At 59.3% G+C, this 19,436-nt stretch carries 21 protein-coding genes and 1 pseudogene; 20 read left to right on the plus strand and 2 right to left on the minus strand.

Annotated features, from left to right (window positions below):
- The first annotated feature begins 17 nt into the window (after positions 1-17).
- The 10 genes and pseudogenes from RAM80_RS05140 to RAM80_RS05185 all read left to right on the plus strand — a co-directional run.
- Entirely contained in the window at positions 18-1,877 is a 1,860-nt protein-coding gene (locus tag RAM80_RS05140) for a CocE/NonD family hydrolase (protein ID WP_416425153.1), read from the plus strand.
- Positions 1,878-1,938: 61 nt separating this feature from the next.
- On the plus strand, positions 1,939-2,550 hold the full coding sequence (locus RAM80_RS05145) for a DUF3237 domain-containing protein (RefSeq protein ID WP_416425154.1): 612 nt from the start codon (positions 1,939-1,941) through the stop codon (positions 2,548-2,550).
- A gap of 373 nt (positions 2,551-2,923) precedes the next feature.
- Positions 2,924-3,841: a citrulline utilization hydrolase CtlX gene (gene ctlX / locus RAM80_RS05150; RefSeq protein WP_416425155.1), complete on the plus strand. Its 918-nt coding sequence runs from the start codon at positions 2,924-2,926 to the stop codon at positions 3,839-3,841.
- Between the two features lie 28 nt (positions 3,842-3,869).
- Positions 3,870-4,913 (plus strand): ornithine cyclodeaminase, encoded by a 1,044-nt coding sequence (locus RAM80_RS05155; protein WP_416425156.1) that lies wholly within the window; start codon positions 3,870-3,872, stop codon positions 4,911-4,913.
- A gap of 224 nt (positions 4,914-5,137) precedes the next feature.
- Positions 5,138-5,917 carry an ABC transporter substrate-binding protein gene (locus tag RAM80_RS05160; RefSeq protein ID WP_416425157.1) on the plus strand — a complete coding sequence of 260 codons (780 nt, stop codon included), beginning with the start codon at positions 5,138-5,140 and terminating at the stop codon, positions 5,915-5,917.
- Positions 5,918-6,046: 129 nt separating this feature from the next.
- Positions 6,047-6,712 carry an ABC transporter permease gene (locus RAM80_RS05165; RefSeq protein WP_416427417.1) on the plus strand — a complete coding sequence of 222 codons (666 nt, stop codon included), beginning with the start codon at positions 6,047-6,049 and terminating at the stop codon, positions 6,710-6,712.
- Positions 6,709-7,422 carry an ABC transporter permease gene (locus RAM80_RS05170; RefSeq protein ID WP_416425158.1) on the plus strand — a complete coding sequence of 238 codons (714 nt, stop codon included), beginning with the start codon at positions 6,709-6,711 and terminating at the stop codon, positions 7,420-7,422. Before RAM80_RS05165 ends, RAM80_RS05170 begins: the two co-directional genes overlap by 4 nt.
- 3 nt (positions 7,423-7,425) lie before the next feature.
- Positions 7,426-8,274 carry an ABC transporter ATP-binding protein gene (locus RAM80_RS05175; protein ID WP_416425159.1) on the plus strand — a complete coding sequence of 283 codons (849 nt, stop codon included), beginning with the start codon at positions 7,426-7,428 and terminating at the stop codon, positions 8,272-8,274.
- Positions 8,275-8,287: 13 nt separating this feature from the next.
- Complete coding sequence (locus RAM80_RS05180) at positions 8,288-8,770, plus strand: Lrp/AsnC family transcriptional regulator (protein ID WP_416425160.1); 483 nt, start codon at positions 8,288-8,290, stop codon at positions 8,768-8,770.
- A 236-nt stretch (positions 8,771-9,006) separates the two neighbouring features.
- A pseudogene (locus tag RAM80_RS05185) lies at positions 9,007-9,665 on the plus strand (tyrosine-type recombinase/integrase); the annotation flags it as partial.
- 75 nt (positions 9,666-9,740) lie between these two features.
- On the opposite strand, the gene RAM80_RS05190 reads toward RAM80_RS05185, so the two are convergent.
- The gene (locus tag RAM80_RS05190) at positions 9,741-10,787 is read right to left on the minus strand and encodes a hypothetical protein (protein WP_416425161.1); all 1,047 of its coding nucleotides are present in this window, start codon (positions 10,785-10,787) and stop codon (positions 9,741-9,743) included.
- A gap of 565 nt (positions 10,788-11,352) precedes the next feature.
- On the opposite strand from RAM80_RS05190, the gene RAM80_RS05195 reads away from it, so the two are divergent.
- The 9 genes from RAM80_RS05195 to RAM80_RS05235 all read left to right on the plus strand — a co-directional run bounded on the left by RAM80_RS05195 (position 11,353) and on the right by RAM80_RS05235 (position 18,625).
- Complete coding sequence (locus tag RAM80_RS05195; RefSeq protein WP_416425162.1) at positions 11,353-12,084, plus strand: hypothetical protein; 732 nt, start codon at positions 11,353-11,355, stop codon at positions 12,082-12,084.
- A gap of 119 nt (positions 12,085-12,203) precedes the next feature.
- Positions 12,204-12,416 carry an AlpA family transcriptional regulator gene (locus RAM80_RS05200; RefSeq protein WP_416425163.1) on the plus strand — a complete coding sequence of 71 codons (213 nt, stop codon included), beginning with the start codon at positions 12,204-12,206 and terminating at the stop codon, positions 12,414-12,416.
- Positions 12,417-12,420: 4 nt separating this feature from the next.
- Positions 12,421-13,275, plus strand: coding sequence for a ParA family protein (locus RAM80_RS05205; RefSeq protein ID WP_416425164.1), 855 nt, complete (start codon positions 12,421-12,423; stop codon positions 13,273-13,275).
- A 60-nt stretch (positions 13,276-13,335) separates the two neighbouring features.
- Entirely contained in the window at positions 13,336-14,898 is a 1,563-nt protein-coding gene (locus RAM80_RS05210) for a ParB family protein (RefSeq protein WP_416425165.1), read from the plus strand.
- Positions 14,899-14,914: 16 nt separating this feature from the next.
- Complete coding sequence (locus RAM80_RS05215; RefSeq protein WP_416425166.1) at positions 14,915-15,466, plus strand: DUF2857 domain-containing protein; 552 nt, start codon at positions 14,915-14,917, stop codon at positions 15,464-15,466.
- Complete coding sequence (locus RAM80_RS05220; protein ID WP_416425167.1) at positions 15,460-16,668, plus strand: STY4528 family pathogenicity island replication protein; 1,209 nt, start codon at positions 15,460-15,462, stop codon at positions 16,666-16,668. The genes RAM80_RS05215 and RAM80_RS05220 overlap by 7 nt, the downstream gene beginning before the upstream one ends.
- Positions 16,669-16,923: 255 nt before the next feature.
- Positions 16,924-17,685, plus strand: a complete 762-nt coding sequence (locus RAM80_RS05225) for a PFL_4669 family integrating conjugative element protein (RefSeq protein WP_416425168.1) — start codon at positions 16,924-16,926, stop codon at positions 17,683-17,685.
- Complete coding sequence (locus tag RAM80_RS05230; protein ID WP_416425169.1) at positions 17,682-18,191, plus strand: DUF3158 family protein; 510 nt, start codon at positions 17,682-17,684, stop codon at positions 18,189-18,191. Before RAM80_RS05225 ends, RAM80_RS05230 begins: the two co-directional genes overlap by 4 nt.
- Positions 18,188-18,625 carry a single-stranded DNA-binding protein gene (locus RAM80_RS05235; RefSeq protein WP_416425170.1) on the plus strand — a complete coding sequence of 146 codons (438 nt, stop codon included), beginning with the start codon at positions 18,188-18,190 and terminating at the stop codon, positions 18,623-18,625. Before RAM80_RS05230 ends, RAM80_RS05235 begins: the two co-directional genes overlap by 4 nt.
- 100 nt (positions 18,626-18,725) lie before the next feature.
- On the opposite strand, the gene RAM80_RS05240 is transcribed toward RAM80_RS05235, so the two are convergent.
- A complete protein-coding gene (locus tag RAM80_RS05240) occupies positions 18,726-18,953 on the minus strand; it encodes a hypothetical protein (protein ID WP_416425171.1) in 228 nt (75 codons plus the stop codon).
- 138 nt (positions 18,954-19,091) lie between these two features.
- On the opposite strand from RAM80_RS05240, the gene RAM80_RS05245 reads away from it, so the two are divergent.
- On the plus strand, positions 19,092-19,433 hold the full coding sequence (locus tag RAM80_RS05245; protein ID WP_416425172.1) for a helix-turn-helix domain-containing protein: 342 nt from the start codon (positions 19,092-19,094) through the stop codon (positions 19,431-19,433).
- Positions 19,434-19,436: the final 3 nt, after the last annotated feature.

Below are 19,436 nucleotides of genomic sequence, written 5' to 3' on the forward strand. Positions count from 1 at the left end.
CTGATTAAAGGTATGTCATGTTCACAGACACTCTCAAAAAAGCCTTCAAGGCCAGCGCGTACAGCTTTGCGCTGATAAGTGCTGCCACCCAACTGGCAATGGCTCAGGACACGATTGCAGCTAAAGCCGTTGTCGAACGCACTTGGCAGCCGTTCTGGGCAAAGCGCGTGACGGGTTATCTGAAAACTACCGATGGGACCGAGTTGCGCTACTCGGTACTGCTGCCCAAAGGTGAAGGCAACTTCCCTGTTTTGCTGCGCTACAGCGGTTACGACTCCGGCAGCATTGGGGGCCCTGCTTACCTAGCCGACAACGAAACGTTCTCCGTTGACTTGGATAAGCAACTGGTCGAACAAGGCTACGCGGTCATGGGAGTACAAGCCCGCGGCACCGGTTGCTCGCAAGGGACGTTTGATTTCCTGGGGCCCGCGTATGGTACGGATGGCCGTGATGCTGTGGAGTTTGCGGCGCGCCAGAGTTGGTCCAACGGAAAAACAGGGATGTTCGGCTGGTCCTGGTCCGGCATGTCGCAATTGATGACCGCTTCTGAACGGCCGAAAAGCCTCAAAGCCATTGCACCTGGTATGACGTTGGGCGATGCCCGGAGTGACAGTTGGGCGCCAGGTGGCGTCCCCGCGCCGGAATTCGTTACTGGCTGGCACTGGTTTGTTGACCAACGCTGGCAGGCGATCAAGGCCAGCGCTGAGTCTGAACACGACCAGCGCTGCCTGGCGCAACTGGCTAAAAACCAGACCAACATAGGCGCAACATCTTTGATGTACGAGGTGATCCGTCACCCTTTACGCGACGACTGGATGAAACAGCGCAGCATTCGTGACCGTACCCACCAAATCCAAGTACCTATTCTGTCAATGCAAAGCTGGCAGGACGAAGCGGTGATGGCGCGCGAGGGCTATTATCAGGACACCCTCGATCCCAAGCAATTGTGGATGGTGCAGTCCAATGGGCCGCATGATCTGTACGAGTCTCATTATTTTCGTAAGAAGCTGATTGCCTTCTTTGACCACTTCGTCAAAGGCCAGGATAACGGCTTCACACAGCAGCCCCATGTGGAGGTCTGGCAGGAGTCGACGTCCGACGGGCAAGGCGGGCGTCATGAACCCTACGAAGAAGCCAAGCCCGGCTGGAGCATTTTCCGCGACCGGTACCCCATAGCAGTCAAGCCAGTAGTTTTTGCTTTGGGTGAACACGGCGCACTGGTAGAAAACGGTAAAAGCACTGGAGCACCCGATGAGTACAACTATCCAGTAGCTGGGCCTGACGTCAATACTTACGAGGCCGACAACGCCTGGGGTGAGCTTAAGCCCGGGTGGAGAGAAGGCAGCCTCACCTATACCACCGAGCCGCTGAAGCATGATCTTTTAACCTATGGCCCAGGCAGTGCCGATCTGTGGCTGTCGACCCAGATGTCGCCGGACCTGGACGTACAAGTCACGGTGACTCAAGTATTACCAAGCGGTCAGGAAGTGTATGTGCAGCGCGGGTGGCTGCGGATGTCATCGCGCAAGCTGGACACACAGCGCTCGACCCCGCTACGCCCTTGGAGGATCGACGAACCAGATGCGATACAACCCATGCTTCCCTTCCAGCCGGCGCTGGGCCGAGTCGAGTTGCCGCCGTTCTCCCATGCTTTCCGCTCCGGGTCGCGCTTGCGTATATGGATCGATGCCCCAGGGCGCACCGGTGGCTATGGCTTCGACACGTTCTCACTGCCTGGGCGCAACGCCCTGTTGCATGACAACGAGCACCCTTCGCGCCTGGTGTTGGGTGAACTCACTGGTGTTACGGTTCCCAGTGCGCAGCCAGCCTGCAACACGCTGCTCAAGCAGCCGTGCCGCCCTGACCCGCTCAAATAAATAACCCGGTACCGGGTTAGCCACCCGGTAGTGCACCTGTTGTCACCAATGGAAACTTCAAATGAGCCCCTTCAATGCAAATTGCATCATGCTCCGCTGTGTCAAAAAAACTGCTGGGTTGGTTGCCGCCCTTGGTCTCTATTCATTGATGGGCCTGAATACCGTCAATGCTGCTCAAGGGCTAACGGAGATCAAGCCTAATCGAATTGGCAATGAACTTGTCATGAAAATCAACGTCAAGCTAGGCCCACCGGAAGATATGGGTAAAGGCGCCGATGGTCATCGCATCAATTACCCAATCATTGGCGGCACTTTTGTGGGCGCCGGCATGAAGGGCGAAGTGGTGCCAGGAGGCGCCGATATGTCGGTGGAACGTGATGACGGGGTGACCTTGGTCGAAGCGCTTTACCGGCTCAAAACGGACGACGGTCAGATTATTATTATCCACAATGCAGGCATTTGGCGCCTCAATGAATCAGGTCTTGCCAAACAAGCCAAGGGCCTGAAGCTGAATGACATGAAAGAAACCGACTTTTATTGCCGCACCGTCCCATCGTTCAAAACCCAACCGGGTAAATATGATTGGCTAAGTAACTATATCTTTTTGGGATCTATTGATGGAGACGGTATGGAGGAGGTAGACATAAGCGTCTATCGCATTAACGGGATCTGACCAGTGGCCCCTGCTCCAGCGCAGGGGCCACTTTCTGTTTGCCCGGGTCGCTGGGCGGTGGCCTCTTTAAGTTTAACCATCCCCGTGCACCATCCGCTATCGACCAGCTTCTCATCCTCCGGCCCAACGCTAGCACCTGGATGTCCTATCCCAATGAACATCGGTACGTAACCCGGCCTTCCCCTAACCGACGTAGCCTGCTCGCCAAGCATGAAAAATCCAGGAGCGGCTATCGACTGCCCTGTCGCAACGGATTCAGTCGCAGCTTGCGTTTTTTTGCGGTAATCGGCTGCTAACCGACCCGTTCTCGACCGGGATCGCCAAACGCTTGCCTCGATAATGAGTCCACTGCCACCGCATGGACTCCCCTTCGATGCAAACTACCAACACCGTACTGATGATTCGCCCCGCGCGCTTTGGTTTCAACCCCGATACTGCCGCAAGCAACCGATTCCAGCGTCCAGACACCGACCCGGCCCTGACTCAACGCATGGCCCTCGTGGAGTTCGACGGCTACGTCGATACCCTGCAACGCCAAGGGGTAGAGGTGTTGGTGGTAGAAGATATACCCGCCCCGCATACCCCGGATTCCATTTTCCCCAACAACTGGTGGAGTACCCACGCTGATGGCAGCTTGGTGCTGTACCCAATGGAAGGTGAGAACAGACGCCTGGAACGTTCTAAAGGCGTGTTGGATGTGCTGAAGGGGCGCTTCAACGTTGAGCGCACCATCGACCTCAGCCACTTGGAACAAGACCAGATATTTCTGGAAGGCACCGGCAGCATGGTGCTGGACCGCGTCAATCACATCAGCTACGCCTGCCACTCAAATCGCACTCATGGAAATGCGCTACACGAGTTCGCTGACAAGTTGGGCTACAGCCTCCACGTATTTCACGCGGTCGATCGCCAAGGCGCACCTATCTATCACTGCAACGTGATGATGAGCGTTGGTCAAACGCTTGCCGTGGTTTGCCTGGAAGCGTTGCCAATTGCGGCTGAACGCGAAGCGCTATTGCAGTCTTTGCAAGGCACCGGCAAAGACGTTCTGACCTTGGACCACGACCAATTGGAAGCCTTCGCTGGCAACATGCTCGAGGTGCACAGCCGCCAGGGCCAAGCCTTGTTAGTGATGTCGCGCAGCGCTTGGCGGTCCCTGCAGGATGAACAGCGTCAGCAGATCGAACGGCACTGTCGCCCGGTGGTGGTGAACATCGATCACATCGAGCGAATTGGCGGCGGCAGCGCACGCTGCATGCTGGCCGAAGTCCACCTGCCCTCTGCGCACTGACCCCTTCCCCTTAGAAAAGGAAACCATCATGACCCTTTACATCGACGTCAAGGACTTGAGCCAACTGGTTCGTCAGCACGGCCTGCAATGCTGCTTGGGCGAAATGGCCGAGTACATTCACGCAGACTATTTGCGTTGGACTGACTTTGAAAAATGCCCACGGCTGGCCAACCATTCTCCGGACGGCGTCATCGAGTTGATGCCCGTGTCGGATGCCAGTCTGTACGCCTTCAAGTACGTCAATGGCCACCCCAAGAATACCCAGCAGGGGCGCCTTACCGTGATGGCCTTCGGGGCCCTGGCTGACGTGGACACCGGCACACCGGTGCTGCTCAGTGAAATGACCTTGACCACCGCCATCCGCACGGCAGCTACCTCAGCGCTGGCCGCACGTTACCTGGCGCGCCCCAACAGTCGCCGCATGGCCTTGATCGGCAACGGCTCGCAGAGTGAGTTCCAGGCAGTGGCGTTTCACACGCTGTTGGGCATTGATGAAATCGTATTGTTTGATATTGATCAGGCGGCCACGGCGAAACTGGTAGCCAACTTAAGGCATTACCCCGGCATTCGGGTCAGCACCGCCCAGAGCGTGGCCCAGGCGGTGCGCGGCGCAGATATCGTCACCACGGTCACTGCCGACAAGGCCTACGCCACCATCCTCACCCCAGAGATGATCGAACCCGGCATGCACCTCAATGCGGTAGGCGGTGACTGCCCCGGCAAAACCGAACTGCACCGCGACATCGTCGAATCTGCCCGCGTGATCGTCGAGTACGAGCCGCAAAGCCGCATGGAAGGCGAGATTCAGCATATGCCCGTCGACTCACCGGTGACTGAGTTCTGGCGGGTGGTCAATGGCGAAGCAATGGGCCGTGAGACGGCTGCGCAGGTGACGTTGTTTGACTCGGTAGGATTCGCCATCGAGGACTATTCGGCATTGCGCTACGTGCTCGATGTAGCGCAAGCATTGAATTTGGGCAGCCCTCTGGAACTGGTACCGGACCTGCACGACCCCAAGGATTTGTTCGCCCTTCTAAAACCTACAGAACACACCGTGCGACAAAGCGCCTGAAGCCTCCAGACGGGCCTGATCAACCCAATTCGATCGACGCCCAGCCGATTCGGCTGTCGAGGATTCGTTAACAGCCGATAGTGGCAGTCGAGGTGACAGCAAACGACAAAAATAACAAAAGGCTCTCATGCACTCTAAACATGACCGAAGAGTCATTTTAAACAACCAGTCTCACGGACTTTCACTGCCCTTACATCCACTAAAAACAGAGAGGGACACCTGACATGGTGACGTTTCGACAATTGTTCGCGCTGGCACTTTTGCCGCTGTTGGCTGACTTGGTCTACGCCGATACTCCCAAAGAAATTCGATTCGGGGTCTTCCCGGCCTACCCGCCGTTCGAATCAGTTGCCGCTGACGGGTCGTTGAAAGGCTTCGACATCGACCTGGGCAACGCAATTTGCGCGAAGCTCGAGGTCAAGTGCATCTGGGTACAGAATGAGTTTGACGGCATGATCCCGGCGCTGCTGGCGCGTAAATTCGATGCTGTGATGTCGTCCATGGCTGTAACGCCCGCACGCCTGAAGAACATCGCGTTCTCGGATCGTCTCTACGTCAGCCCCACTGCTGTCGTGGTCAAGAAAGGGGCTGACTTCGGTGCTACGCCGCAATCCCTCAAGGGCAAGCAAGTAGGTGTGTTGCAGGGCTCACTTCAGGAAGCGTATGCCCGCACCACGCTGGTGCCGCTAGGTGCTGAGGTCAGGGCTTATCAGGCTCAGGATCAGAACTACGCTGACCTGGTCAACGGTCGCCTCGATGCAACTCTGACCGACAAGCTCGAAGCGCAACTCAACTTCCTGGCTTCGCCCCAAGGCGCCAGTTTTGAGGCAGGCCCGGCTATCCAGGATCCATCGCTGCCGTTAGACATCGCCATGGGCATGCGCAAGAACGATGAATCGTTGCACGAACTGATCAATAAGGGAATTGCCGCGGTGCATGCCGATGGCACGTTCGACCGGATCCAGCGCAAGTACGTTGGCGACCTGGACATCTACCACCCGTAAGGCGAGTACCCGGCCCGGCCAGCGCATCGGGCCTTCCCTGCTCTCTTTCCTTCCGAAGAGAATTTTCCCGTGAATGACCTAGAACTCTTTGCAGGCCTTGGCCTGCCGAGCTTGCACGGCTTTGCGCCGATGTTGGCCATGGGTACGTGGATGACCCTCAAACTCGCCGCCTTGTCATTACTGCTCAGCCTGGTACTTGGACTGGTGGGAGCATGCGCAAAATTATCCCGGCTCGGGCTGCTGCGCGGGGCTGGTTCGTTGTACACCACGCTGGTTCGCAGCGTGCCCGATCTGGTGCTGATCCTGCTGATTTTCTACAGCCTGCAGATCGGTGTGAATGATGTGACCGATTGGCTGGGCTTGGGCTACCTTGAAATCGATCCGTTCATGGCAGGTGTGGTGACGCTGGGGTTCATTTACGGCGCCTACTTCACCGAAAATTTCCGCGGAGCCATTCTCAGTGTGCCCGCCGGCCAGTTGGAAGCTGCGACCGCTTACGGGTTGAGCCGAGCGTTACGCTTTCGCTTGATCCTGTTCCCGCAACTGATGCGCTACGCCTTGCCTGGCCTGTGCAACAACTGGCTAGTGCTGCTCAAAGCCACCGCGCTAGTATCGTTGATTGGCCTGTCTGACCTGGTAAAGGCTGCTCAAAACGCCGGCAAGAGCACCAACAGCGTCCTGTCTTTCCTACTGCTTGCGGCGCTGGTCTACCTTGTGATCACTACCCTCTCCAATCGCCTGTTCAAGGCGCTGGAGCGTCGTTACAACACGGGTATCAAGGGGCTGACGTCATGATCGAGTTGCTGCAGCAGTACGGTATGGCATTTCTCTATACTGACGGTCAGGGCCTATCGGGCCTGTGCATGACATTGTGGCTGTTGGTCATCAGTCTGCTGGTGGGCTTTTTCCTATCGATCCCTCTCGCCCTGGCCAGGGTATCGCCGCTGGGATGGTTGTCGCGGCCCGTGGCGTTCTACACCTACCTGTTTCGCGGCACGCCGCTCTATATCCAGTTGCTGATCTGCTATACCGGCTTTTATGGCATCGAAGCCGTGAGGGCCAACACGGTGCTCGACACGTTCTTCCGTCAGGCCTTCAACTGTACAGTGCTCGCGTTTGTCCTCAACACCTGCGCCTACACCGTGGAGATCTTCGCCGGGGCGATTCGCAATGTGCCCCACGGCGAAATCGAGGCAGCTCGTGCGTACGGTTTCAGGGGCTGGAAACTCAATGTTTTTGTGGTGCTGCCTTCGGCGCTGCGCCGCTCCATTCCGGCATACAGCAATGAGGCGATCCTGATGCTGCACGCCACCTCGCTCGCCTTCACCGCCACCGTGGCTGACATCCTGAAGATCGCCCGGGATGCCAACGCCGCGACGTTCCTGACCTTCCAGTCCTTTGGCGTCGCCGCACTGCTGTACATGCTTCTTTCATTTGCCCTGGTGGGCGCATTTCGCCTGGCCGAAGGTCGGTGGATGCGCTTTCTTGTTCCCGTGCGAGGCTAAGTCATGAACCAGTCCCTGAAACAATCGCCTGAATTCCCCGGCGTGCACTCTGAATCGGCCATCACGCAGGGGAAGACAGCCACTGCAGGCTTAGCCAAGTTGAACGTGGAAAGCCTGCATAAGTGCTACGGCAATCACCAAGTCTTGAAAGGCGTTTCGCTGCAAGCCCGCAGCGGCGACGTAATCAGTCTGATAGGCGCCAGCGGCTCGGGCAAAAGCACCTTCCTGCGGTGCATCAATTTCCTGGAGCAGCCGGACGCCGGCACCATCACCCTGGATGGCCAGCGCATTGAACTGCGCAATGGCCGCGGCGGGCTGCAGGCCCCGGATGCACGTCAACTGCAAAACCTGCGTACCCGCCTGGCCATGGTCTTTCAGCATTTCAATCTGTGGAGCCATATGACCGTTCTGGAAAACATCTGCATGGCGCCGCAGCGCGTGCTGGGTGTCAGCGCCCAGCAAGCTCGCGAGCGCGCCTTCAGTTACCTGGAGAAAGTCGGACTTCCACCACGCGTCGCCGAGCAGTACCCTGCGTTCCTTTCCGGAGGCCAACAGCAGCGAGTGGCCATTGCTCGCGCCTTAGCAATGGAGCCGGAAATCATCCTGTTCGACGAGCCCACCTCGGCACTCGACCCGGAATTGGTGGGTGAAGTGCTGAAGGTTATCCAGACGCTCGCAGAGGAAGGCCGCACCATGCTGATGGTGACCCATGAAATGGGGTTTGCCAGGCAGGTGTCCTCCCAGGTGTTGTTCCTGCACCAAGGACTGGTGGAGGAACAGGGGAAGGCCACTATGCTCGACAATCCGCAAAGTGAACGGCTGCAGCAATTCCTGTCAAACCGATTGAAGTGAACATGACCCGTTTATGGATACAAAAGACAGCAACGCGAGCTTCACCCTTGACCGGATTGATGAAGCAATTCTTGAGGTGCTGCGCCATGACGGGCGCATCACCTACGAAAAGCTTTCCACTTTGGTGCACCTGACGCCTCGCCCCTGCCTTGAGCGGGTACGCAAGCTGGAGCGCCATGGGGTGATTCGTGGCTACAGCGCGATCATTGACACCCATACGCTATCGCCAGGCCTGTCGCTGCTGGTGTTGGTAGCGTTGTCGAATCAAAGTGGGCGCGCGGCACAACGAGCGTTCGAGAGCACCGTCAAGGCGTGCCCTCAGGTCTTGGACTGCCGACTGATCAGTGGGCATTTCGACTACAGCCTGCGCATGCGTTGCAAGGATATGGAGCATTACCGCGTGTTGACCGAGTTGTGGCTCAACGATGAGGAGCTACACATCGATAAGCTGGTGGCGCATCCTGAATTGGCGATGGTCAAGGACAGTGCCCCGTAGCCCTGGAGGAGGGTGTGCCTGAGGCTTGCTTCAGGCACATGTTGGTCATTCCGCCGGCTTGATCGCGGGTAAAACTCACGAAGTTTTCCCCTTGCAGCGCTTCCTGTCGCAGCCGTGCACTTGAATAGCAAATCGCGAGCCACACCGCTGGCAAGTCCTGAGGACCGATTTAAAAGGCACGGAATGGTTGCCGGAGACTTCAGCGAACGGACTTCAGAGTTTCACTCTGATCTGCCCGCTTCCTAGCGCTGAGCAATATCGAGGATATTGAAGATTCGCCATGTGGTGACCAGCAACCCGGCGATCGAGCGGCCGGCGGACCTTGGGCACTTTTTACTGCGCCTCGACGAGCACAGCGCCGGCGCCGTGGCAGAGGCCATGCGCCTGCTGGTGATGCTGCCGGTGCGTCCCGGCGAGCTGGTAAAGATGCGCTGGGAGGACGTCGAGCTGGTCGGCGCCGACTGGCGTTATGTGGTCAGCAAAACCAAGCACCTGGACCGCAACAAGTACATCGTACCCTTGCCCGAGCAGGCCCTGGTGCTGCTGCGCAAGACGCGCGTGGTGGATGCTGAGGGCAACGGCTGGGTCTTCGACTCACTGGTCTATCTCGGCCGGCCGATCAACCCGACCTCCATGCTCAAATCGTTTCAGAACGTCTGGCCGGAGTACGACATCACCGCCCATGGTTTTCGCGCCACCTACCGCACCATCGCCCATGAACACTTGGGCATCGACCCCATCGTGCTGGAGCTGTCGCTGTCACACCGCATGCCGGGCGCGCTGGGCGCCGTGTATGCGCGTGCAACTGCTGGTACAGCGCAGAGAGGCCGCCCAGCAGTGGGCTGACTACCTCGACCTTTTGCGCAAAAACGCCGCGTCCGATGCTGCAAGTTGATCAGCGATAGCACCAGCTGCTATCAAATGCTGGTCTGATCGATACAGGAACGTTGAAGCGTTTGCCGTCGAGCACTCACGGCCTGGCCGCGACACAGCTGTCTTGTGCTTTTCTGAAACCTGGATTACACGCCCAGTCATGTCCGAAGTAGTCAAGGCGTGCGTTGGGTGGTACCAGCAAGTGAAGGCACTGATCCCCGGCCTTCCGGTAGCCCTTCTCACACTCCCAATCGTGCCCCAAAAAGTCCAGTTTTGCATGGTCAGGCGTCAGCACCGCCAGACAGCTTTCCCCCATACGCCTATACCCTTTAGCGCATTCCCAGCCGTGGCCGAAATAGTCGAGTGTTGCGTTCGCTGGAACCAACACGGCGCTGCAGTTACTGCCGGACTTTCGGTAACCCTTCACGCATTCCCAACCGTGGCCCAGATAATCTAGTTTTGCATGGGCAGGCAACTCTAGAGCCAGACAGCGTTGCCCCTGGCGCGAGTAGCCGCGGCTGCATTGCCAATCATGCCCTAGATAGTCCAGCGTGGCATTCTGGGGCACCTCGACAACCGAACAGGCACCGTTCTCCTTTCTGTAGCCGCGTTCGCATTCCCAGCCATGGCCAAGATAATCGAGTTTGGCATGCTGCGGGACCCTGACTGGGCTGCACGCTTCGCCAACCCGCTGATAGCCTTTGACACACTCCCAACCTGTTCTTGAGTAATCCAGTTGCGCATGCGCAGGAAGAGATCCAGGAGCATGTTGCTTGGACGACACTTTGCTCGGCCTAGGCACCGGCTGTGCTGGTGAAGGCTGCTGCACAGCAGCTGAAGGGTGGTCAATTGCCACCGGGGCTGCATAGGAGCCTCCGGATGATTGATGAGGGGATGTCAGTGTCCCCAGCTTGCCTGTGTAAGGATTGATGTTGCCTACCGTGCTCCAGTTATTGCCGAAATTTCCATCGGGAGCAGAACGATAGTGGGGTGCCACATATGTCCCGTTTGAACGGGTATAGCCGCTGACGTGCACTACCCCGCCGCGGCCCTGAGCAATGCCAGTCCAGGCGGACACAATGATGCAGAACACCGCAGCTAAGGCATGAGTGAATCGCGCGGTTCGGGTGACGGCCTTGTCCATAAGTACCTGAGCGCCTGGATCCTTCGACAAATTAAGCGACAGGCTACCAAAAGCAGTCCATTGGAAACCTAGCCCGCCGACAGATGGCATTGTGCCACAGCCCTGCCGTTACCGAAGTAAGGAACTGCTGAGCCGCAGAAGCGGGACGCAGAGACCGTCACGGATTTGAATTCGAGCGCTACGCATCAGGATTGAATGAACTACCGTCAAAATCGCCTGTAGAACCTCAAGTTCAACACTTATTTGTAACAGGATTTTACAGCGCGGAAATGATCAACTCCTGGCGTAGAATAAGTGAACACCTGCATCTATTTGAAAATAAATCTCTATTCGCATGGGTTTGCCCAAGCTGACGGTGGCTATTAGCTCCTTGATGCGAAATGTATCATTACGGTTACCAAGCTTGCATGAACGACGAGCCACACATCGAGTCTCCAAAGGATCCGGGATCCCAGCTAGTTTGAACTCCTCGTTTCAATAGGGGTCGCGGCCGCAGGCGATTTGCCAATTGCAGTTGTTGGGAGAGCCCTGCTCATGGACTGAGACATCAAGGGAGGATGTTCAAATGCTCTCGCTCAAAACTGACTACCACCCCATCGAAGTGGCCTTGCTCTGGTGCAACCTTGCAGAACATGCAACTGAGATATTGGCGGTGGCCTTCTACAGCCCCGATAAACTTTTAGGGCTTTTCCCTCAATGGCCGTACCTACATGCTTATACCGAACGCATCTACGACGCGATTGCCAGTGGTGAGCTGCCAGCGTGGTACCTGGGGCATCTGATCGGCCCCGGCAACGACGTCGATCGTGCCTATCTCACGGTCCGCTGTTCGGATCTGCGACGCTGGATCATTCGATTTTACCCCGATGATAGGCCCAGGTTCCTGTTCTCGACCCTTGATGAACATACGCAGTGCGTCTCTCTGGGCGCTCATCTCGCGCAAAAATCAGAACTGGATGTCGCTTTGCGTGAACTGAACAAGCTACGTCGGTCTCATGCCGAGCGAACCGCAGAGTTAGAGTCCAAGATCGGTCAGCTTCAGGCGTTGCTCGCCCGATTCGGCCTGTCGGAGCCACCGCCAGAGGACTCCACCCTGTTCTTCTACCTGATTATTGGCTCGATACTGGCTGTCACTCTCGGCAAGTCACCCGATGGCGTGGTTCAGTCAATCTACAAGAATCAGAGCGGACTGATCGCCGAAATCACTCGACGCTATGCCAAGATCCGGGGCTTGAGCAAAACCACACTTGATCGGAAATTTGCCGAGGCCCGGCGCTGTCTGGAGCACGAAGAATAAGGCCTGCGCACCGTTGCCAGGCAATTACACCAATTGCCTGGCAATGACTTCCCGCCATTTGCGTTGTTGACTGAAGGTCACATCCCACCACGCGCCAACCGGCGCTAAGGAGTGACATCATGCAACCTGCCACCATCGCCACCTCCGCCGATCGCCACATCATGCGTCGTGACGAGGTCGAACAGAAAACCGGCTTCAAGCGCTCGCATATCTACAACCTGATGAAAGCCGGGATGTTTCCGCAATGCCGGCGCATCGGCACCCGCGCGGTGGGCTGGGACTCGCTGGAAATCGAGCAGTGGGTGCAAGATCGCCTCTCGATCAGGGACTGAAGCCATGGACGTTCTCTCGCTGATCTCAACCAAGGGCGGCGCCGGCAAGACGACCGTCGCCGCCAACCTGGGTGGCTTGTTGGCCGACGCCGGTCTGCGCGTTCTGCTGTTGGACCTGGACAGCCAGCCGACACTGTCCAGTTACTATGCCCTGCCCCATCCCCGCACCGCCGGCAGCTACGAGCTGATCGCGCAGAACCTCACGGTGGCCGACCAGATCATCAGCGCCACGGCTATCCCCGGCCTTGATCTGATTGTTTCCAATGACCGTGCTGGTCACCTCAACACTTTGTTACTGCACGCCCCCGATGGGCGCCTGCGCCTGCGTAACCTGCTGCCGGCGTTTGCCGATGGCTACGACGTGCTGGTCGTGGACACCCAGGGCGCGCGCAGCGTCGTCGTGGAGATGGCCATCCTCGCCTCAAACTGCGCGTTGTGCCCCTTGCCGCCCGAGATGCTTGCGGCGCGAGAGTTGCGCCGTGGCACTCTGGGGCTGTTCGAGGAATTGGAGCCCTACCGGCACCTGGGGGTGTCGCTGCCGCCGGTGAAACTGCTGCTCAACCAGGTCAATTTCAACCGCCGAGATACGCGCCTGATCATGCAGAGTCTGCAGGGGACTTTCGCCGCCGATGTGCACGTTAGCCTCTGCGATACGGTCATTCCGGACCGCGTGGCCTACTTGAATGCCGCCACTCTCGGGATGCCGGTACACCGTGTCGAGCCGCATCCCGTGCGGGGCAGCCGCGGCTGTCCAGCCGCTCAGGTGATGCGTGACCTGGCCTTGGAACTATTTCCGCAATGGCGCCGCCAACTGAACAAGGCAGTGACCGGCTCGGACAGGCGCAAGACCGCTTCCTGAGTATTCTCCAACCACCCTGCCGCGTCCGTCCACGGTCGTGGCTTGAGCCGGGCTGCCCTCATGAAGACACCGACCTCCGAGGAAATCACCCGCAAGCTGCAGCACTCCCACTTTCCCAGCCCGCCTGGTCTGGAGCAACCGGCAGATCCTGCCTGTGATACACCGATGGTGGTGACCCTGGAGCAACTGCGCCCGTATGATCACAACCCGCGGTTCATCCGCAACCCGCTGTACGAGGAGCTTAAAGCGTCCATCAGCGAACGCGGGTTGGACCAGCCGCCGTCAATTACCCGCCGGCCGCACGAACGCTACTTCATCATCAGCAATGGCGGCAACACGCGTTTGAGCATTTTGGGCGAATTGTGGCAGGAGACGCGGGACGAGCGCTTTTTCCGCATTTCCTGCCTGTTCCGGCCGTGGCGATCAGAGACCCACGCCCTGCTAGGCCACCTGGCTGAAAGCGACCTGCATGGCCCGCTGACCTTCATTGAACGAGCGCTGGCCGTGGCCAAGGCTAGGGATTTGCTGCAGGAGGACGGAAACACACTGAGCCAGCGTGAACTGGCAAGCCGCTTGAGCAAGGACGGCTACCCGATCTCTCAGCCGCACATCAGTCGCATGTTCGACACTCTGGTCCACCTGCTCCCCGCCATTCCCCAGCGGCTTTATGCAGGCCTCGGCAAACACGCCATCGAACGCGTCATTTCCTTGCGCAGTCGTGCCCAGGCCACCTGGAATCGTTTGGCGGCGGACGTAAGTGGCTTCGGCCCGCTGTGGTTTGAAGTCCTGTCCGGATTCGACGAAGCGATTGGGGAACTGGACGTCAGCGAGGTGCAAGACGCCCTCCTCGACACAATGGCGACCGCGCTGGAGCGCTCACCTCGGTTGTTGGCGCTGGAACTGCTGCAGGACCAGCCTACTGGGGTGAGCGTTCCAGGGGTGGCACCGTCGCCGCTATCGCCAGCACCGCTCCCTCAGCCACTGACATCAACGGGCTCCCCCGATCTGGAACCTCATTCGGTGCGGCACGCTGAACGTCAGGTTGCCACGACACTCGACGGCCATAACCCGTCCCCCGCCTCGGCAGCTGGCAGTGAGCAACCTGACGTCGATTCGGGAGACGCCCTCACCTCTGATACCGCATCGGCGCTATCAGCGCCCCAACAGCCGCCGGCACACCGGCCGGCGTCAGTGGACGCCTTGGCAGCGCTGCCCAACGAACACACTGACGTCGATCAGTTGCGCAACAGCTGCCTCGCGCTGGCGGCAGAACTGGCCAGTTATGCCGAGGCCCGGCAGTTGGTCGAACCCTCAGAGACCGGACTGGGGTTTGTTCTCTGTGCGCAGCCAGCTGCGTCACTCAACACCCGTGGCATCGGTATCCAACTGATCTTGGCGGCCTTGCTGCGCCTGCACGATGACGTCAACCAGGAGCAACGCCAGCAGTTACCGGCGGCGCTGTTTGGCCAGCTACTGACGGGCGTCTATGACCTGCCTCTGCAGGGACGTCCTGCTTTGACACAAAAGCTTGAACGTCTGCCCGATGCCCAGTTCGAACAAGCCCTCTCGCTGGTTCGCACGTCCCGACGTTTGATCGAACTACTGCTGTCGCCCGCTCGCTGATAACCGGAGGTGCCCCATGGGTACGACCTTCAATCTGTTGAACCACGCCATGCTCAACCAGGTCCTGCATGAGCTGCACCAAGGCCGCTTGCAACGCTGCAAGGCATTGGGCCTGGACGACGAGGACATCAAGGTATTGCAATCCCTGCCGCCCACCACGCTTTCGCACCTGGCGCATTCGAGCATCTCCTGGGTGGAGATCAAGGTCGATCTCACGGTGCTGCGTCGGCTGATCATCCAGGCTGAACGCAATGAGCAGAACGAGCGCCTGATCAACCGCGCCCTCAAGCTGGGTGCCAGTTCCAGCATCATGTACCGCTGTTTTGGCCTGGACCATTCGGAAACCGCATTGCGTCGCCGGGTGCTGCAGATCGAGACGCACCGAGGCCGACCGATTCAGCTTAGCGAAGCTCAGGAGCATGCCGTCTGGAACCGCTGGAGCCAGTTGCGGGCGGACGACCCGGACAATGACCCACTCGACGCCATGATGATGCTGGCTGAAGAGCAGCACATCAGCCTGACGCTGGTGTGGCAGCAGATCGAGCTGTACGGAGGTGCGCCATGCTGAAGTTCTACAGTGTCGATTGGCGTGACGTCGTGCGCCAGTCCAATGAGGTTCTGGAGCGGTTGCAGCAAGAGCAGGCGCGACAGGCCGGCGAGCAGGCGTCCATGGCGACGGCTGAAACTGGCGAGCCGGGCTTTGTTTACCGCGGCAATGACGCGATGCCACGGGCCTTGTTGCTGGATCGTCGCCTGACCCCGCTGGAGCGCAATACCTGGCAGGTGCTGCGCTGGCTGGTCGGCGAAAAAAACCTTCGAGCCCCGCGCTACGAGGACCTGCAGCCCTATCTGGCCACCAGCCCCTGCGGCGCCCAAGCTTCGCGTGAGACCATCGCCCGGGCTTTGAACGTATTGCGGGTCACGCGCTGGCTCACCCTGGTCGAGCGCGCACGAGACGAGCATGGTTGCCTGCGGGGTTGCGTCTACGAGCTGCACGATGACCCGCTGACTCCCGCAGAAGCGGTCGCTCGAGACACCGAGTATATGGCGCTCATTAAGCAAGCCCTTAGCCACGCTATCAAAGGCGTGCGCGACGTGGCCCGCCATGTGCTCGAGGAACTGCGCGCAGACCCTGCCGTGCCTGGGGACGCGTTGCAGGATTTTGATGTGGCGCGGCCCACCTCTCCGCAACAGGTTCTGGCACTAGAACCCGACGTGCCAAGGAATTCCGAACGGACCAGTCTGGACCCCGTTCGGGCCGCGGCGGTCGTGGGTGAGCATCCCGAACCCAGTGGCATCACCAAGGATTCATTAGCCGTTCGGAATCCGGACACGACGCGTACCGTACAAAAAGAACAAAGCAAAAAAAGTACGGTACCGCTCGCGAGCGCCGGAACGTCGCAATGGCCGGACGGCCTGCAATTAAGCCCGGGGGAGCAGCGCATGGCCGCACAGGCGTTGCACCAGCTCGATCCCGAACAGCGCCAAGCGGTCATCAATGAGGCGGCGGTGCGCTGCGCCCGTGGTGAGATCCGAAAACCCATCGCCTACCTGATGGGGTTGATCAAACGCGCCTGTCGGGGTGAGTTCACCCTGTGGGCCGCCCGAGGTGAAGTCACAGGGCCAACGCCGGCCGTGGCGGCTGTTCGACCTTCGGCGCCTGTTATCCGCGCGGCAAAGGCAATGGGCAATCGCAATGCCTCCCCCCTGGCGCTGGCATGCCTGGAAGAGCTGAAGCTCCGTTGTCGACTCATCAGTGGCACACCTTAGATTCGATGCAAATCGAATCGAGTCCACCCAGTGCTACCGCGGAGGGAATCGATCATTGATATTTCAGTAGCATGGTTATAGGGAGTCGATACCCACGACCATCTGCCTGGTACTCACTGGGCACTATGCTCACGAAATCGATTCCAGATAGTTCCGCAGGCTCTCCCAATGTGAGCCCAGCACCTTCGCATTGATGGCTGTCGACCGTTGCCAGACCAACCAAGGTAGCGCCATCTCCACGGCGAGGAACCGGCGATGGTCGACCACTACCAACTCAACCTGGGTTCATTGCGCAGCAGCATCACCCTCACGCTGCACACCCATCACGCCGCGCGCCTGTGGCAAGGGCGCCTGGCCCGCGAGGGTGTGCATGCGATCATGGGCATGGCGGGCTACATCAGCGTCACCAACCTGCTCAAGCAAGCCAGCAGCCAGGATGACCCCTTCGCCGACTGGTTCATGCTGCTGCTGGAAGAAAAGCTGCTGCAGGCCAAGACCGAAATGCTCGCCCTGTCCGAGCAGGTGGGGCGCCTGGAGCGCGACCTGCCGAGCCAGGTCGACATCGGCGATAACCTCAATATCCACCCGGTGACCTTGCCGCTGTTTATCGGCAGCCAGCTGGGGTTTCTTGCCGTCTACCTGCTCACCGACTACGACACGCTGGTGCGGAGGGTGCTACTGGCCCACCACACGGCGCTGATTGGCCGCAGCGACATGGAAATCTGGATCGACCGCGGTGCGCACCTGCTGCGTAGCCTATTTGGCCTGGCGCAGCGCTACCGCCTGGCCGGCGTCAGCCGCGATGACATGGCGGCGAACAATGCTCGCGCGCGCGACGCCGTGGACAAATTTGGCCTTCCGCCTCAAGACATCCTCGAAGGCCTGCGGCGTTCGCAGTTCGCCCCGCCGACCGTACGCCATCCCGCCGTAACTCATGAGGCGGAGCTCGATGACGAGGCACCAGACGAGCAAGTGGCGGCTGAACCGGCTGTCCAGCCCGAAGGCGGTGTGGCATGACCCTCGCCGAGGCGATCGCCCGACGCCTGTCAACCGATGCCTATCGGCAGTTCGAACAGGGTGCCTCCCTAAAAGGCCTTTTAAAGCCTTTTAAGGGTAAGGGGGAGCTGCAGCAACTGGCCGATACCGCGCTGCGCCTGCAAACCAAGGTGGCCGAGCTGATGAGCGTGTTGCTGTCCATCGTGGCGCAACCACCCTTCTCGCTGCTGGACCTGCGCCTGGTGGTGCAGCGTAGCGCGGCCGGCACGAACTTCCTGCGCTGGCGCAGCCGTGACTTCAATCGCATGGGCGCTCTGGTGTGGCAGCGGGCGATGGCACAGCCACAGCTGGCGCAGTCGGTCCGCGAGGCGCTGCTGCAGCTGGAGGTTAACCGAATCACCCTGAACCTGCAGATGAGCAGCCTGCATTCGCTGCACCGGCACGCCACAGCGAGCGCGACCAAGCTGCAGGCTGCCGAGACCCTCTTCGATCACTCCCCTACCCCCACCGTGGAGCAGCACCCATGAGCACTCTGTTTGTCGGCGAAGGCAACATCGGCAGCGTCCCCGAATTCCAGGAATTCAACACCAACCCCGATGAGCCACGGCGCCTGCTACGGCTGAACGTGTATTTCGACAACCTGGTGCCGCGCGAGGGCGGCTACGAGGATCGCGGCGGCTACTGGGCGCCCGTGGAGCTCTGGCACCGCGACGCGGAGCACTGGAGCACGTTGTTCCAGAAAGGCATGCGGATCCTGGTCGAGGGCCGCACGGTCAAGGATGAGTGGGAGGACAGCGAGGACAATGCGCGGGTGACGTTCAAGGTGGAAGCGCGGCGCATCGGTATCCTGCCACACCGCCTGGCGTCGGTGACTATGCGCGAGAAAGCCAGCGAGCCAGCCAAGGGCGACGGCTCGACGCGCAAGACTGGCGGCAAGAAAGGCGCGCGCAAAGCGGAGTGAGGGAGTGGACGTCAGTGGAATCGCGCCGGCTCAACGCGAGGCTCACGCCGGGCCGGCAACCTGTCCGGCGTGCAGCCACCGCAGCTCCTGCAACCCTTGATTACTGCTGGCGGGCGAGATCGTGCTGGGCATGCGCCAGCAGCAGGGCCACCTCGTACAGGTGCCGGTCCAGGGCACGGAACGCCTGCCAATGCGCCGGACTCTGCTTGACCCAACTGGCCAACGTCTCCCTTGCTTGCAGGTTGTCCGGCTCCACGTGAGTCGCCAGGAACAGCTCGTAGGCCTTGATCTCCAGCGCCGTCATGTCGGCGTCATCGGAACGGTCCATGTTTGCCTCCTCGTGCTGACAGGTCGTGTCTCTCTTTCTCAGCTAAATACGCCCCGATAGGTTGCTAGTCAACCTTATAGGGCGTTCATATACGCGGGTTGATGGTCAACCATACGGGTCGAATTGGAGAGTGCCCCGTTGCCCGTCAAACAGCCTAGCCCACGCCACATCGGTCGCCAGTTGGCCAAATTTCGGCTTGCCCGCAACCTGACCCAAGAGGAGGTTGGCGTACGGCTGGATATCGGCGCCGAGGCGGTCTCGCGCCTGGAACGCGGTCAGGTCGATCTCTCTGTAGCCAAGCTGCTGCAGCTGGCGGACATCTTCGAATGCCCCGCCGCCGAATTGTTGATGGCCATTAGCACCCGCACACAGGACCAGGCTCAGGTAATCACGGCGCTGCTGGACAAACTCAGCGACGAGAACCGGCAGTTCACCCTCGAGATGCTGGAACGCATGGCCGCACACTTAGCGCCCAAGTAACGA

The sequence above is a fragment of the Pseudomonas sp. App30 genome (assembly GCF_047947025.1).
Classification (GTDB): Bacteria; Pseudomonadota; Gammaproteobacteria; order Pseudomonadales; family Pseudomonadaceae; genus Aquipseudomonas.